This window comes from Burkholderia anthina (assembly GCF_902498995.1).
Classification (GTDB): Bacteria; Pseudomonadota; Gammaproteobacteria; order Burkholderiales; family Burkholderiaceae; genus Burkholderia; species Burkholderia anthina.
Map to the genome: position 1 here is coordinate 52,765 of NZ_CABVLY010000036.1, position 16,101 is coordinate 68,865.

Sequence of the window (16,101 nt, forward strand, 5' to 3'; positions counted from 1 at the left end):
CCAACGAGAGACCCGGAGCCCTGAGCGGACATCCATGCGGCTGTGCACCGGCCCCGAGTGGATGTCCGCTGATTTTTTTGTTGTTCCGGCTTTTCGCGGCCGACCCCGCCGACCTTTCTCCCGCCCGCCCGTTTATTGCCGCTTGCCGCGCGCGACTTCGTCGCCGGCGCCGGGCGGCAGCCGCCGCGTGATCGGAATCGATGCGAACGAGCACAGCCCGACCACGACGAACGCCGGCCAGAAATCCGACCACACCATCGTCGGGTGTCCTTGCAACCAGTGCGAGATGTGCAGCACGAGGCCCGCGACCGTCACGCCGAGCCCGAGCGACATCTGCTGCACGACGCTGCCGAGGCTGGTGGCGCGGCCCGCGTCGCTTTGCGAGATGTCCGCGTAGATCATCGAATTCAGGCTGGTGAACTGCAGCGCGGGGAAAATGCCGCCGACCAGCACGATCGTCCAGATCGCCCAGGTCGACATGCCCGGATGGAACAGGCCGTAGGCGGCGATCGCGAGCCCGGCGAACGCCGCGTTGTAGATCAGCACCGTGCGAAAGCCGAAGCGGCGCAGCGTATGCGTGGCTGTCGAGCGGCTCACCGCGCCGCCGAGCGCGGACGCGCACGTGATCAGGCCGGAATGGAACGCGCTCATCCCGAGCCCTTCCTGCAGTGCGAGCGGCAACAGGAACGGCACCGCGCCGAGGCCGACCCGGAACAGCGACCCGCCGACCACGCTCGCGTGGTACGTCGGAATTTTCAGGAAGCTGAGGTCGAGCACCGGGCGCTCCTTGCGGCGCGCATACGGCACGTAGAGCGCGAGCATCGCGGCACCCGCCACGCACATCATGATCGCGTTGCCACGCGACGTGAGCGAACCGTCGATCAGCGTCAGCCCCATCAGCAGCAGCGCCGCGCCGCTCGCCGACAGCAGGAAGCCGAACCAGTCGAGCGGGCCGGGATCGGGCTCGTGCGTGTTCGCGATGTGCTTGCTCGCGAGGTAGATTCCGTAGATCCCGATCGGCACGTTGATGAAGAAAATCATCCGCCAGTGCAGATAGGTCGTGATGAAGCCGCCGACGAGCGGCCCGAACGTGGGCCCGAACAGCGCGGGAATCGCGAGGTAGTTCATCGCGCGCACGAGATCGGCGCGCGACACCGCGCGGAAGATGATGATCCGGCCGACCGGCACCATCATCGCGCCGCCGACGCCTTGCACGAAGCGCGCGAACGTGAGCAGACCGAGGGAATTGGATGCCGCGCACATCAGCGAGCCGGCGACGAAGATGCCGATCGCGGTGCGGAATACGGAGCGTGCGCCGAAGCGGTCGGCGAGCCATCCGCAAATCGGAATGAACACGCCGAGGCCGACCACGTAGGCCGTGATCGCAATGTTCAGGGTGACGGGGCTGTGCCCGAAGTCCCTCGCCATCGCGGGCAGCGCGGTGACGATGATGTTCGCGTCGACGCTTTCCATGAACAACGCACAGGCAACGATGAGCGGTGCTAGAAAGACGGGCGACATGGGCAGGGCGCGCGGTAAAGACGCCATTATGCCCACAATGTGATCGTTGCGTCACGCGAGACAACGCTTGTTCCGCATGTTGCAACAGTCGTTCCTGCTACGGCGTTTCGGAAAAGAGACGACCGCCGCCGCGGCGCGGAACATGACACGACACATGACGGCGACGGGCGGGCACGGCAGCGAAGCTTGCATGCGCTGCGCGTTTCGTGCGACAGTCGACGCTCATCTGCGGAATACAACCACGCGCATCGATCGACGGCCATCGAGACGGGCGCACGCGCGAACGAGACCCTGCCGATCCACTCACCATCGAAAGGAGGGGACACGTCATGACGTCACGTCGTGCCGCATCGACCGAATCGCATCGCGCATCGCAACCCGACTCGCACCCGCATCCGTTCCTGCCCGCGCCGCGTCTGCGCTGGGCGGCCGTCATGGCCGTCGCGTACCTGGCCGTTGCCGGCTGCGCCGCACAGGCCGACAGCGCGAACCGGGCCGCCGCACGACCGGCAGCGCAGGCTTCCGCGCCCGCCACGGCGGCGTTCACGAGCCCCGCATCCGGCACGCTGCTGCCGCCGCCGAGCCAGCTTTACGGCGACCTGTTCGTCGCCGTGCAGACGGCCCAGCTCTATCCCGACCAGAAGACCTTCGTCGATGCGACGCCCGATACCGATCCCGCGACGATCGTGCAGTTGTATCAGCAACAAAAATCGCAGCCGGGCTTTTCGCTGAAGGCGTTCGTCGACCAGCACTTCACGCCGCCGCCCGACGGCGGGGTCACGCCGCCGGCGAACCAGACGCTGCGCCAGCACATCGACTGGTTGTGGCCGCAACTCACGCGCACGAGCGCGACGGTACCGCCGTACAGTTCGCTGATCCCGATGCCGAAGCCGTACGTGGTGCCCGGCGGCCGCTTCCGCGAAGGCTACTACTGGGATACCTATTTCACGATGCTCGGGCTGCAGGTGTCGGGCCGCGAGGATCTCGTCGACGACATGCTCGACAACTTCGCGCACCTGATCGACACGGTCGGCCACATCCCGAACGGCAACCGCACGTACTATGCGAGCCGCTCGCAGCCGCCGTTCTTCGCGTACATGGTCACGCTCGCCGCGCAGGCCGAGGGCGACCAGGTCTACCAGAAATACCTGCCGGAGCTGCGCAAGGAGTACGGGTACTGGATGCAGGGCGAAACCACGACGCCGCGCGGGCAGGCCGCGCGCCACGTGGTCGCGATGCCCGACGGCGCGGTGCTGAACCGCTACTGGGACGCGAGCGACACGCCGCGCGACGAATCGTATCTGGAGGACGTCACGACGGCGAAGGCCGTGCCGAACCGTCCGGCCAACGCGGTGTACCGCGACCTGCGCGCGGGTGCCGAAAGCGGCTGGGACTACAGCTCGCGCTGGTTCGGCGACGGCAAGACGCTCGCGACGATCCGCACGACGTCGATCGTGCCGGTCGACCTGAACAGCCTGATGTTCCACCTCGAACGCACGATCGTGAAGGGCTGCACGGTATCGCACGACGTCGCGTGCGTGACGGACTTCTCCGGGCGGGCGGCGCGCCGCGCGGCCGCGATCAACCGCTATCTGTGGAACCGTCACGGCTATTACGGCGACTACGACTGGCAACTGCGCAAGCCGCGCGACGCGGTGTCGGCCGCCGCGCTGTATCCGCTGTTCACGGGCGTCGCATGGCCCGAGCGCGCGAAGGCGACCGCGCGCGAGGTGCGCAAGACGTTGCTGCAGCCGGGCGGCCTTGCGACGACGACCGGGAACACGGGCCAGCAGTGGGACGCACCGAACGGCTGGGCGCCGCTGCAGTGGATCGCGATCGAAGGGCTGCGCCGCTACGGCGAACCGGCGCTCGCGAAGGACATCGGCACGCGCTTCCTGGCCGACGTGCGGCACGTGTATGCGACCGAAGGCAAGCTCGTCGAGAAGTACGTGGTCGAAGGTGCCGGCGAGGGCGGCGGCGGTGGCGGCGAATATCCGCTGCAGGACGGCTTCGGCTGGACCAACGGCGTCACGCTGAAGCTGCTCGGGCTGTACGGCGACGATGGACAGTAGCGGGCAGCAGCGGACAAGTCGCCGGCACGAATAGGCGGGACCGGGCGCGGCCGGGCGCGCGGGCCGGATCACGGCGCAAGCGGTGTCCGGCCCGTGTCGCATCCGCGATGCGTCAGAACGTGACGCCGAGCACGTCGCGCAGGCCGCCCATGTCGCCGAGCAGGTTCGAACGCGCGCAGACCGGTGGGGCGGGCGCGGCAGCATCGGCGGCCTGCGCGGGGGCGGCGGCGTCACTGGTGTCGCCGGCCAGTTCGGCGGCAGCAGCAGCGGCTTGTGGGCACCGATTGCGCGAACGCCGGCGCGGCGGCGAGCGACAACAGCCGCGCGGCCAGTGCGTCGACGCGCGATGCGCACAGTGCGGGCTCGACGCGGTTCTTCATGCGGGCTCCGTGGGTTAATTGATTCGTTAAACTGATGATCTGGAAAAATCGGACGATCCGGTGTGCGCGGACGGCGCGTGGCGCGTGGCACGCGGCCGCCCGGTTGCGGATGCGCTTACGGCAGCCAGCCGCCGATACGCCACACCTGCGCGAAGCCGACCCGCGATGCGACCGAGCAGAGCAGCGCGACGAGCGCGACGGCGGCGGCCATCGCGCCGAGCAATGCGCAATCGAGCGGGCGGGGCGCTGCCGGCAGGTGCGCGAGCGCCGTGCCGCGCCAGTTGCCGAATGCGTGGGCGAGCGGTGAGAGGGCCGAAACGAACGAGCGGTCGCACGCGATGTGGACGAGCCGCTTGAGTCTGAGCGCGAACGATTGAAAGGACATGACGCTGCCTCCGTCCGGTCCGGCGCATGCCGGACGACGTGAACGAGCGCGGGCGCATGACGCGACCTGCGATCGGAGGGTGGAACGTAACGGAGCGTGCGACGGGCGAACCGGCGATGCCGGCCCGGGAGGACGCGCGCTAACCCGGCGAATGCGAGCCAGCGGCGTAAGACATGCGTCTGGCTGCTATCTCGCGATGGCTTGGCCGGCCTGGACCGGCATCGAACTGCAACTAGAGCATGTGTCCACGGAGGGACTCCCTTGATGAATTGGGGCGGATTGTAGTCGCGAGTTTTGCTGCGGTGCAAGTAAAAAACGCATAAAACCAGGGCGCGTGGCGAGGGCGCCGCAGCCGATCGCTCCGGCACGGGCGGGCCGCGACGATGGGTACGACGCGGGGCGGCGCCCCGTTGTTCGTACGCGTCGCTCGCGTTGCGCACGACGCAGACTGAAAGGTTGCGGCGCGTGTTTTCGAGGGGCAATCTTTCAGTGCGGCAATGTGCGAAATTTATTTCGCGAAATGGGGTTTCAAGGGGTTGACTTCACTTTCGGGGCGTCCATAGAATCCGCCATCTTCACTCTTGGGGCCGCCGCCTTGGACGCCTGCAGTAGTCGATCTTCGAACGAAGTTTCCGCCTGAGCGACCGACGTCCGCGCCTCATCGAAGCCGCCGTTTGTCACCCAGGCAAACGGTGCGCGCAGCAGCACGCCGCAGTAACTCCCTACGTGCACCCTGATTCGCGCCGGTTAGCGTGATGCGTTTTCGCATGCGCCGTCCGGTTTTGCCGCCGCCTGGCAGGCGGCCGTATTCGCGCATCCCGCTTCCGGGCCCGCGAATGCCGGCCCGCACGCCGTGCGGCGGTCAACCGTGTTCGCTGGAACACCGCACAGGAGCCGCCATGAACGACAGTGACAGTTGTCCCTTACGCCCGTTGCACCAACAGACCCTTTTGAACCCGGGTCGCGGGGACACGCCGGCTCACTAGCCTGACACGACGTTCAGGCCCCGGACTGGCCCCGCGCCCACCACGCGGCCGGCACGCACGCCGTCGCCGCCAGGAGCCAGACCATGAACTTCGGCCTTCTGCTGTCGAATCTTCCGCACGTCACGGAATCGCGCCTGCACTACGACACGATGCTGACGCTCGACGCCCGTCCGCGGGTGTTCTCCCGTCTGCTGAACCACCTGAAAGCGTTGATCCGCTGAAGCCGCGCCGAGCGCGCCTCGGCATGCGCACGCGGACGCCGTCCGCGCGCGTATTCCAAGGTCGGACGCTTGCCCGATAAAAATCAGCCGTACGGAATTCATCATGTCCACGCCATCCAACGTTTCTCCACCGATCGCCGTCGAACGCAGCGCCGTGCTCGACGAAGCCCACCTGGGCGACATCCGCGGTGCGCTCGGCACGATCTCGCACCACGACACCGCCGCGCGTGGCACGTGGTGGGCGCGTCTGCGCACGCTGCTCGCGATCATCGGCCCCGGCCTCATCGTGATGGTCGGCGACAACGATGCCGGCGCGTTCGGCACCTATACGCAGGCCGGCCAGAACTACGGCACGACGCTGCTGTGGACGCTGCTGCTGCTCGTGCCGGTGCTGTACGTGAACCAGGAAATGGTGCTGCGCCTGGGCGCGGTCACCGGCGTCGGTCATGCGCGCCTGATCTTCGAGCGCTTCGGCAGGTTCTGGGGCGCGTTCAGCGTGATCGACCTGTTCCTGCTCAACGCGCTGACGATCGTCACCGAGTTCATCGGCATCACGTTCGTGCTCGCTTTCTTCGGATTGCCGAAGGTGGCCGGTGTGTGCGTGGCCGCGGCATTGACGATGGCCGCGGTGAGTACCGGCGACTTCAGGCGCTTCGAACGGTTCGCGATCGTGCTGTGCGTGCTGAGCCTGATCCTCGTGCCGGTGCTGGTGACGATCCACCCGCCGGTCGCGCAGATGTCGCGCGATTTCTTCATGCCGAACTGGCCCGCGCACGCAAAGTTGTCGGACGTGATGCTGCTCGTGATCGGTATCGTCGGCACGACGGTCGCGCCGTGGCAGCTGTTTTTCCAGCAGAGCTACGTGATCGACAAGCGCATCACGCCGCGCTTCATGAAGTACGAGAAGGTCGACCTGTGGATCGGTATCGCGTTCGTGCTGATCGGCGCGGTCGCGATGATCGGCTTCAGCGCCGCGCTGTTCGGCGGTCATCCGGAAGCGGGCAACTTCACCGACGCCGGCGGCGTGATCGCGGGCCTCGAAAAGTATGCGGGCCGCACGAGCGCGACGCTGTTCGCGGTCGCGCTGCTCGACGCGTGCATCATCGGCGCGGCGGCGGTGTCACTGTCGACCGCCTACGCGATCGGCGACGTGTTCAAGATCCGTCATTCGCTGCATCGCGGCGTGTCGGATGCAAAGGGCTTCTATCTCGTGTACTTCGGCATCGTCGCGGCCGCCGCCGCGCTGGTGCTGATTCCGGGCAGCCCGCTCGGCCTGCTGACCGAAGCGGTGCAGACGCTCGCGGGCGTGCTGCTGCCGAGCGCGACGGTGTTCCTGCTCGTGCTCTGCAACGACCGCCAGGTGCTCGGCCCGTGGGTCAACTCGACGAAGCTCAACGTGTTCACGGGCGCGGTGATCTGGGTGCTGGTGCTGCTGTCGATCATCCTGACCGCATCGGTGATGTATCCGGACATCAGCAGCGACGCGATCCTCGACGTTTTGGTCGGCGGCACGGTGTTTGCGATCGCGGGCTATCTCGCGACGGTGCTGATCCGTCGCAACAAGCGCGTCGTCGAGCCGGGCATCGACCGGTCGCTGCGCAGCACGTGGCGCATGCCGCCGCTCGACACGCTCGCACCGCAGAAGATGACGGTCGCGACACGCGTCTGGATGGCCGTGCTGCGCGGCTATCTGGTGATCGCGGTCGGTCTGGTGATCGTCAAGGTCGTGCAGATGACGCTGCTGAAGTAACGGCGTCGTCTGTCTGGAAGCGGCGCGGACCCGGCACCGCGCCGCAACCCGCACCTGCCGGCCCGCGAGGCCGGCAGGTGCGTTTACGCGGGACGATGCGTGCGCGTCAGATCAGTTCGAGCTTCGACGTCAGGTACGTGAGCTGGATCCGGTTGGCGACGCCGAAGCGTTTGCGCAGCTTGCGCAGGTGATAGTCGACGTTGTGCGCGCTGGTGTCGAGGCGCCGGCCGATCTCCTTGTCGGACGCGCCTTCCGCGATGCCGAGCAGCAGTTCCTGCTCGAACGGCGTGAGGCCGTTGACCGTGCGCTCGCGCGACGTCGCGATCAGTTGCGGCGACGCGAACTTGTGTACCGACAGGCCGATCGACAGCGCCTGCTCGACGGTGGCCGGCGTGATCCATTCGCGCGTGCGGCGCGGCGCGGTGAAGCTCATGAACGCGTGCAGCCGCGTGCCGGGCACGGCCATCGAATACATGATGCCGCTGCACATGCCGTCGTCCTGCATCGTCTGCAGGAACCCGTCGAGCGCGGCCGGCGTCACGCACGTGCCGTCGTCGCGCTGCCGGTGCTCGCGGCGCAACTGCTGCAGGTCCCACACGATCGGCATGTTGCACGCGCGCGCGCCGAGCGTGCGCGGGTCGACGTCGTGATGGTTGTGCCGCACGTAGTCGCCGCGATAGGTGGCGGGCGTGAACGCTTCGTGCAGATAGAGGCTCTCGACGCGCTCGCGCGCGAACTCGAGCGCGAAGTACGCGAACGTCGAGAAGCCGGTCAGGTGCAACAGGCTCGCGACGATGCGGTTGCGTTCGGCCGTGCTCTGCGCGTGGGCGAGCGTGTCGGCGACGCCGAGCGCCGGCGCGTGCGGCTGCGCGACGTCGCCGCGCCTGACGTCGTCGCACCAGACGACCTGCACGGGGCGCTGTCGCAGCGCGTCGACACAGGCGCCGGGGGCGCGCGCCGGACGGGAAAATTCTGGGGCGACTGCTTCTTCATGCAAGGCAATATCGGACATGAGCCATCCCTCGGAATCGACGCGCCTTGCCGAGCGGCGGCCGTGGCGTGCACGGCATGCGGGCAGGGCGACCGAAGCATCGTAGTGATATGCGCCGATCGTCATCCAGACGAAACGCGGGGGCATTGTACAAAAAATGCCCGTGTACGCGTAATATGCCGTAATACTAATGGCGGCGAAAGAATCATGTTCGTGCGTCTATACCCATTACCAGAAAACCATAAAGAAAAGACCGGAACGTGACGGGGCAGCTGGTTCATATATTGGGAAAGGGCGGGCTCCTCATGACATATGCTGACGGCGCGCCACTCGTCGAGTGGTTCTCGCAAGCCGATATAGCGGCCGCTGCCGCTTATTCGAACGAATATCGCGCAATCGAGCGCGACATATTTGCCGGTATTCAAATCGGTGCCGGTAAATCCGACCTCGGCCCGGTCGATTTTGCGCAATGCCATGCGCGCCTGCGCCAGATCGGTTTCAGTACGCTCGGCTACGGCGCGTACGAAATGATCGGGCGGCGCATTCTGTGCGCCCACCTGCTGCGCGACCTCGCGCCGGCCACCTTTATTCAGCCGTATATCGAGGGCATGCTCTACGAGAGCGACCCGCGGTTCGCGCAGGTGCGGCAAAGCGGCTTTCCGGTCGCGTGGCGGCTCGACGAGATCGAGTCGTCCGCGCAGGGCAGCGGCGATCGCAAGGTGCTCGCGCTCGCGGGCCATCTGCGTGCGCATGCGATGAACAGCGGCGTGATCTTCAGCCTGTCGGCGCCGCGGCTCGACCTGCGGGTGGCCGTGAACGTGACGTCGGAAGCGCACGGCACCGAGTGGATCGACGATCGCGTGATCGGCGGCGCGCTGTCGGTGAGCCTCGCCGTGCATCGCGTCGCGCTGCCGTTCCTCGAGGCGCGCATCGCGCGCATGCGCGGCTTCGCGCTCGCCGACGAGCAGCAGCAGGTGCTCGACCGGCTCGTGCACGGGCTGTCCGACCAGGAGATCGCGAGCGCGCTGCGCACGTCGCTGCACAAGGTCGGCCACCATATCCGCTCGCTCGAAAAACTCTTCAACGTGCAGAACCGCGCCCAGCTCGCGTATCTCGCCGCGCGCCGCCTGCAGCCCTGACCCGACGCGCGCGTTGGCGCGCCGCAGCATGATGGAAGCGGTTCCGGCGATGCGCTCGCGCAGGCGTCGCCGGGTTTCGTAGTCCGATCCGATCGTCGCCGGCAAACGCGCTTTCGCGCTACGAGGCGGGTGCCTTTTTCCGCCGTTTCGCGTCGCTACACTCGTCCCATTCCACGCACCGCACGGCGCGGGGCAGCGATTGCCCGCGCGATGCGGCGATAACGACAGGACGACGGCACGATGGCAGAACCGAAGGCGCTTCCCCGCGACTGGCAGCGGATGTTTTCCGCCGGCCGCGGCGTGTCCGGGCAGCGTCTCGGCGCGTCGCCTCGCGCCGATCTGTTTCTCGGCACGTTCATCGTCGCGGTCGTCGCGCTGTTCATCCTGCCGCTGCCGCAAGCCGCGCTCGACGGGATGATCTCGCTGAATCTGGCCGCGAGCGTCGTGCTGCTGACGGTGTCGACCTACGTGCCGTCGGCGGTCAGCTTCTCGTCGTTTCCCGCGCTGCTGCTGTTCACGACGCTGTTCCGGCTCGCGCTGAACATCGCGTCGTGCAAGCTGATCCTGCTGCACGCGAACGCCGGCCACGTGATCGACGCGTTCGGCCGGCTCGTGGTCGGCAACAACGTGGTGGTGGGCGGCGTGGTGTTCCTCGTGATCGCCGTCGTGCAGTTCATCGTGATCGCGAAAGGGTCGGAACGGGTGGCCGAGGTCGGCGCGCGCTTCTCGCTCGACGCGATGCCGGGCAAGCAGATGAGCATCGACGCGGATCTGCGCGCGGGCATCATCAGCGCCGACGAGGCGCGCGAGCGCCGCGAGAAGCTCGAGCAGGAATCGCAGATGCACGGCGCGATGGACGGCGCGATGAAGTTCGTGAAGGGCGATGCGATCGCGGGCCTCGTGATCGCGTTCATCAACATCGTCGCGGGGATCGCGGTCGGCACGCTGATGCACGGCATGGATATCGGCCAGGCGCTGCAGCGCTACGCGATCCTGACCGTCGGCGACGGCATGGCGTCGCAGATCCCGTCGCTGCTCGTGTCGATCGCGGCCGGCATCGTGACGACGCGCGTCGCGACGCGCGATGCGCGGCAGCGCCAGCTCGGCGAACAGCTGGGCGAGCAGCTCGGCGCGCATCCGCGCGCGCTGCTGATCGCGGCGCTCGTGCTGGCCGGCTTTCTCGTCGTGCCCGGGTTCCCGAAGTGGTCGTTCGCGCTGATCGCGCTCGGCCTCGGCGCATTCGCGTTCACGCAGCTGCGGCGCAAGACCACCGCGCCGAGCTTCAACCTGATCCAGATCGCGGGGCGCGTCGGCGCGGCCGACGACGGTCAGCCCGCGAAGGCGTCGCACGCGGCGGGCGTCACGTCGCTGATCGCGGTGTCGCTGTCCGACGACCTGCGCACGACGTTGAACCTCGCGCAGTTGCAGGCCGCGCTGTCGAGCGCGAAGGCGCGTGTCGATGCGGACATCGGCACGGTGTTTCCGCGCATCACGCTGAACGACGAAGAGGGCGCGCCGGTCGGCACCTATCGGATCTACCTGCAGGACGTGCTCGTCGCGCACGGCGCGCTGAAGCCGGGCTGGCTGCTGTGGGACGGCGTCGCGCCGCTGCCGGAGCGCGCGGAGCGCCAGCCGGCCGAGGCGTTCGGGCCGTTCGCGACCGCGCTGTGGATCAAGCCCGACGGCGCCGCGCCCGACGGCAAGTGGCTGACGAGCGAAAGCGCGCTCGCCGCGCACGTCGAGCAGATCGTGCGCCAGCATGCGGACGAGCTGCTCGGCATCCAGGAGACGCAGGCGCTCGTGCATCTCGCGCGCCGCGACCATCCGGAACTCGTCGGCGAGCTGACGCGGCTCGTGCCGCTGCAGCGCGTGACCGAAGTGCTGCGCCGGCTGCTCGTCGAGCAGGTGCCGATCCGCAACCTGCGCGTGATCTTCGAGAGCCTGATCACGTGGGCGCCGAACGAGCCGGAGGACGTGATCGCGCTGGTCGAGCTCGTGCGCGTCGACCTGCGCCGGATGATCACCGACCGCCATGCGGGCGCGACGCGCCAGCTGCGCGTCGTGCTGTTCGAGCAGAACCTGCAGGAGCGCATCGAGAACGCGGTGATGCGCACGAAGCAGGGCAATTTCCTCGCGCTGTCGAGCGCGGTCAAGCAGGACATCGGCGAGCAGGTGCGCGCGATCGTGCAGGCCGCCGGCGGTGCGCAGGGCAGTGCGCCAGGCGGCGCGCGGCTCGCGGTGATGGTCGCGCTCGGCGCGCGCCGCTACGTGAAGACGATCCTGCAGCCGGTGCTGCCCGAACTCGCGGTGCTGTCGTACCAGGAGATCGAGGAAGACGTGCAGCTTCATACGGTCGGCTGGGTGAAGAACCCGCCCGACGACGGCACGGTCGGCGCGGGCGCCGGCGTGCGCCTGCCGGGTGTCGCGCAATGACGGGCTCGACGATCCTCGACCTCACCCGGCAGGCGCTGATGCTCGTGCTGCTGCTGTCGCTGCCGATCGTGCTGATCGCGACGGTCACGGGCCTCGTCGTCGCGATCCTGCAGGCCGTGACGCAGGTGCAGGACGCCAACATCGGCATCGCGGTGCGGCTGATCGCCGTGATGGTCGCCCTGGTGCTGCTGTCGGCCTGGCTCGGCGGCGAAGTGCTGCGCTTCGCGCAGCAGGCGCTGGAACGCGTGTTCGTTTCTTCCACAGGAGTCCTTTGATGCGTCGACGCGTCACCTCGATCCGGTTTCAACCGCGCAGCCTGCAACGGGCCGCGTTCGCCCTGTGCGCGACCGCGCTGCTCACGGCGTCGCTGTGCGTGACGCTCGCGCAGCCGGTGCGCGCGGCGGAACTGCGCTGGCGCAACAAGCCGTTCACGATCGTCGCGAACGGCAAGAAGATCGGTGACTTCATTCGCGAACTCGCGTCGTCGCAGGGCGTGACGGCGGTCGTCGATCCGAAGGTCGACGGCGTGATCAGCGGCCGCTTCGCGGGCACGCCGCAGCAGACGCTCGACACGATCTGCTCGACCTACGGGCTCACGTGGTACTACGACGGCTCGTTCCTGTACGTCGATCCGGCCGACCAGTCGCAGACGCAGATGATCCCGATCCCGCCGAACGCATCGGGCGAGATCGGCCGCGCGCTGCAGGCGATGCAGATTCCCGACAAGCGCTACACGCTGGTGATCAACGATCGCGCGAACAGCGTGTACGTGGCCGGCCCGCGCCGCTACGTCGAACTCGTGCGGCAGGCGGTCGGCTCGGTCGGCGATCCGTCCGCGAACGGCGCGCATGCGGACATCCGCGCGTTCCGGCTGAAGTACGGCTGGGCGTCGGATTTCACGATCAACCGCTCGGGCAAGGAAGTCACGGTGCCGGGCGTCGCGACGATCCTGCGCCGCCTGTTCGGCAAGGGCGGCGGCACGACGCCCGCGGCGTCGAACGCGCCGCTCGGGCAGGCCGCGCGCCAGGTGAAGCTCGGCTCGGGGCTGACGATCGCGGTGCCGCGCCTCGACTTCCCCGATATCGCCGGCGGCCAGCGCGCGGGCGGCTACGGCGGCGACAGCGGCGCGGGCAGCGCGTTCTCGCCGTTCCAGGCCTCGGGCGGCGGCGACACGCTGCCGCAGATCGAGCCCGATCCGGCGATCAACGCGGTGATCGTGCGCGACCTGCCGGAGAACATGTACCGCTACCAGTCGCTGATCAACGAACTCGACGAGCGGCCGCGGATCGTCGAGATCAACGTGACGATCATCGACATCAACGAGGATTCGCTCGACAGCCTCGGGATCGACTGGCGCCTGCACACGACGCACGGCGACGTGCAGATCGGCAACGGCCAGAACCCGCTGAACGGCAACACGCAGTACAACGGCTCGGGCAACCCGCCGCTGACGTTCGGCATCGGCACGTCGGAAACCGGGCAGACGGGCACCTTCATGCCGACCGGCATCGCGCTGACCGCGTCGATCGGCGGCTCGCTGCGCAACTACCTGCTCACGCGCGTGAACGCGCTCGCGCAGAAGGGGCAGGCGCAACTGCATTCGAAGCCGAAGGTGCTCGCGCTCGACAACACCGAGGCGATCCTCGAGAACCTCACGCAGTTCTACGTGCAGGTGCAGGGCTACCAGGATTCGTCGCTGTACAGCGTGACGACCGGCACCAGCATCAAGGTGACGCCGATGATCGTCGACGAGGCGATCCGCAATGCGGCCGCCGTGTCGGGCAATCCGCAGAGCGTGATGATGTCGATCGACATCCAGGACGGCAACATCGTGCCGGGCCAGGCCGTGTCGAACGTGCCGGTGATCCAGCAGCGCAACATCGTCACGAAGACGATGATCGACGAAGGCCGCAGCCTGCTGATCGCCGGCTTCAACGACGACGAGGTTCACCTGAACAAGAGCGGCGTGCCCTGGCTGTCGGACATTCCGCTGATCGGCAACCTGTTCAAGTACACCGACAAGTCGGGCAGCCACATGGAGCGCTTCTACCTGCTCACGCCGCGCGTGGTGACGAACGCGTCGATGTACGCGCCGGACGGCTCGCCGGTGAACCCGGGCGTCGATGCGCCGGGCGACGCGAACGGGATGTCGATGTATCGCCCGCCGGACAACGACATCGCGGTGCCGCTCACGCCGAAGCCGCTGCCCGGCACGAAGTTCGGCCCGCCGGCGCTGCCGCCGCCGCCGAAGGATGCGGCGTCGCAGCCGGCGACGACCGCGGGAGTCCCTGCCCATGTCGACGAGCATCATTGAACCGCACGGCGACGGCGCATTGCCCGGCGGCGCGGGAGGCGGCGCCGCCGCGCTCGCGTCGCCGTGGAACCTGTGTTTCCTGAGCGGGCCGATGTACGGCCGCTCGATGTCGCTCGCGCGCGGCGCGAACTGGGTCGGCACCGCGGCGGATTGCGAAGTGATCCTGCCCGATCGCGAGATCGGCGCGAAGCAGGTGTGCCTGCAGGTCGGCGCGCTCGCGGTGACCGTGCAGAACCACGGCGGCGATGCGGGCGCACCGGTGCTGTTCAACGACGAGCCGCTCGGCGCGGGCCGTCGCTCGATGACGCCGCACGACGTCGTGACGGTCGGCTCGATCCGCTTCGGCATCGCGCGGCACGCGCAGGCGAGCGTCGCGCTGCCGGACGAAGCCGATGCGCCCGATGCGGCCCGCGAAGCGCGCTGGCACGGCTGGCTCACGGGCGGGCTGCACCGGCTCGGCAGCCGGCGGCTCGTGATCGCGCTGGTCGCGCTGTGGACCGGCGTGCTGCTCGGCGCGCTCGGCTACGGGTTCGTCACGTGGTCGGGGCGGCTGCCGTGGCAGCACGAATCGGTGCTCGCGCGCACGCACCGGCTGCAGCAGCTGCTGCACGCGTATCCGGAACTCGCGGTCGCGCCGCGCGACGACGGCGTGATCGTGTCGGGCTACGTGAGCGATCCGGCCGCGCGCGAGCGCGTCGCGCAGATCGTGGCGGGCGTCGACAACGCGGCGCTCGGCAACCTCTACGTGGTCAGCGACCTGGTCGCGACCGCGCAGACGTATTTCAGCGACACGGCGCTGACGGTCACGTATCTCGGCCGCGGCCGGATCGAGCTGACGGGCGCGGCGGCGCGCGCGCAGATCGAGCCGCGCATCCGCAACTACATGAAGGACGCGCGGCCGGCGCTCGAGGTCGTCGATCACGTGCGCGACGCCGACGCGGCCGCGCCGCACACGACGACGCTCGGCGGCACGGCCGGCATCCCCGAGATCACGACCGTGTTCGCGGGCGACGGCGACCAGCGCTATATCGAGACGGCCGACGGCAGCCGCTATTTCGAGGGCGCGCGGCTGAAGGAAGGGCCGACCGTCGTGTCGATCGGCCCGGACGAGGTCGTGTTCGAGCGCAACGGCCAGCGCATCACGATGCCGCTCGGCGGCCCGCAGGCGAACGTGCCGGAGCTGGCGCCGGCGCTGCCCGTGCCGCCGCTCGCGAACGGCGCGGCGGCCGGCGTCGCGCAACCGGTGCCGGGGCCGACGCTGCTGCCCGATGCGCCGGCGGCCGGCGCACCGGCATCGACGGGTTCGAAGGACGCGGCGCACTAGCGCCGAGACGGTTCATGCGCATCGCGCGGCGCGCGGTGCGCGCATTACGCGGGACGTCGCCCTCGGGCGGCGGCCCACGTCGCCGGCGGGGCATGGGGCCGCCGCCGGCAGGTGGATGAACTTCACGCAAAGGAGCGAAACATGGGTACCTCGGCAACGGGTAGCGCAGGTAGTGCAACCAACACGAACCAGGTCCAGCAGCAGGCCGACGACCTGACCAAGACGCAGCTCGAACTGACGAAGATCAACTTCCAGGTCCAGCAGTCGACCGCGACGTTCGAAACCAGCAACGCAGTGACCGCGCAGGAAGGGACGGCGAATGCCCAGGTTGCGCAACACCTGAGCTCGGCCGGCCGCGCATGAGGCCGGGCGCCGGTCGCGCCGCGCGCCGCCGCCTGTCGGGGCCGCCCGTCACGGGGCCCGGCGGCGGCGGTGCGCGTGCCGGCCGGCCCATGCCGGGCAGGCCCGACCGATCGGGTTCGGCGCCGGCTAACCAAGGAGGGCAGGAATCATGTCAGTGACAGGCGTAGGCGCGGCGCCGCCGGGCGCAGCCGCGCTCGCGGGCGCCGCGCAGCAGACGGGCAC

At 68.5% G+C, this 16,101-nt stretch carries 13 protein-coding genes; 9 read left to right on the forward strand and 4 right to left on the reverse strand.

The features are described 5' to 3' along the window. Positions 1–132 precede the first annotated feature (132 nt). Positions 133–1,521 (reverse strand): MFS transporter, encoded by a 1,389-nt coding sequence (locus BME24068_RS31760; RefSeq protein WP_174928449.1) that lies wholly within the window; start codon positions 1,519–1,521, stop codon positions 133–135. 329 nt (positions 1,522–1,850) lie between these two features. Here BME24068_RS31760 and treA point away from each other — a divergent pair, with 329 nt between their 5' ends. Further along, on the forward strand, positions 1,851–3,593 hold the full coding sequence (gene treA, locus BME24068_RS31765) for an alpha,alpha-trehalase TreA (RefSeq protein WP_174928450.1): 1,743 nt from the start codon (positions 1,851–1,853) through the stop codon (positions 3,591–3,593). 230 nt (positions 3,594–3,823) lie between these two features. Here treA and BME24068_RS35600 read toward each other — a convergent pair whose 3' ends face one another. Together BME24068_RS35600 and BME24068_RS31775 are read right to left on the reverse strand one after the other, a co-directional pair. Next, the gene (locus tag BME24068_RS35600; protein ID WP_420887576.1) at positions 3,824–3,973 is read right to left on the reverse strand and encodes a hypothetical protein; all 150 of its coding nucleotides are present in this window, start codon (positions 3,971–3,973) and stop codon (positions 3,824–3,826) included. 115 nt (positions 3,974–4,088) lie between these two features. Further along, a complete protein-coding gene (locus BME24068_RS31775; protein WP_096508111.1) occupies positions 4,089–4,358 on the reverse strand; it encodes a hypothetical protein in 270 nt (89 codons plus the stop codon). Between the two features lie 1,069 nt (positions 4,359–5,427). Here BME24068_RS31775 and BME24068_RS31780 point away from each other — a divergent pair. Continuing rightward, positions 5,428–5,565, forward strand: coding sequence for a hypothetical protein (locus BME24068_RS31780; protein ID WP_174928451.1), 138 nt, complete (start codon positions 5,428–5,430; stop codon positions 5,563–5,565). A gap of 103 nt (positions 5,566–5,668) precedes the next feature. Continuing rightward, a complete protein-coding gene (locus tag BME24068_RS31785) occupies positions 5,669–7,315 on the forward strand; it encodes an Nramp family divalent metal transporter (RefSeq protein WP_174928452.1) in 1,647 nt (548 codons plus the stop codon). Between the two features lie 106 nt (positions 7,316–7,421). Here the strand turns inward: BME24068_RS31785 and BME24068_RS31790 are convergent, their stop codons facing one another. Next, the gene (locus BME24068_RS31790; RefSeq protein ID WP_174928453.1) at positions 7,422–8,327 is read right to left on the reverse strand and encodes a helix-turn-helix transcriptional regulator; all 906 of its coding nucleotides are present in this window, start codon (positions 8,325–8,327) and stop codon (positions 7,422–7,424) included. Positions 8,328–8,611: 284 nt separating this feature from the next. On the opposite strand from BME24068_RS31790, the gene BME24068_RS31795 reads away from it, so the two are divergent. From BME24068_RS31795 to BME24068_RS31820, 6 genes are all read left to right on the forward strand, one after another. Beyond that, positions 8,612–9,445, forward strand: coding sequence for a helix-turn-helix transcriptional regulator (locus BME24068_RS31795; protein ID WP_174928454.1), 834 nt, complete (start codon positions 8,612–8,614; stop codon positions 9,443–9,445). Positions 9,446–9,685: 240 nt separating this feature from the next. Next, the gene (gene sctV / locus BME24068_RS31800; RefSeq protein WP_174928455.1) at positions 9,686–11,878 is read left to right on the forward strand and encodes a type III secretion system export apparatus subunit SctV; all 2,193 of its coding nucleotides are present in this window, start codon (positions 9,686–9,688) and stop codon (positions 11,876–11,878) included. Beyond that, entirely contained in the window at positions 11,875–12,153 is a 279-nt protein-coding gene (gene sctS, locus BME24068_RS31805; protein WP_174928456.1) for a type III secretion system export apparatus subunit SctS, read from the forward strand. Before sctV ends, sctS begins: the two co-directional genes overlap by 4 nt. Further along, positions 12,153–14,192: a type III secretion system outer membrane ring subunit SctC gene (gene sctC / locus BME24068_RS31810; protein WP_174928457.1), complete on the forward strand. Its 2,040-nt coding sequence runs from the start codon at positions 12,153–12,155 to the stop codon at positions 14,190–14,192. The genes sctS and sctC overlap by 1 nt, the downstream gene beginning before the upstream one ends. Next, complete coding sequence (gene sctD / locus BME24068_RS31815; RefSeq protein ID WP_174928458.1) at positions 14,173–15,516, forward strand: type III secretion system inner membrane ring subunit SctD; 1,344 nt, start codon at positions 14,173–14,175, stop codon at positions 15,514–15,516. Before sctC ends, sctD begins: the two co-directional genes overlap by 20 nt. Before the next feature lie 141 nt (positions 15,517–15,657). Beyond that, positions 15,658–15,879, forward strand: coding sequence for a hypothetical protein (locus tag BME24068_RS31820; protein ID WP_174928459.1), 222 nt, complete (start codon positions 15,658–15,660; stop codon positions 15,877–15,879). Positions 15,880–16,101 lie beyond the last annotated feature (222 nt).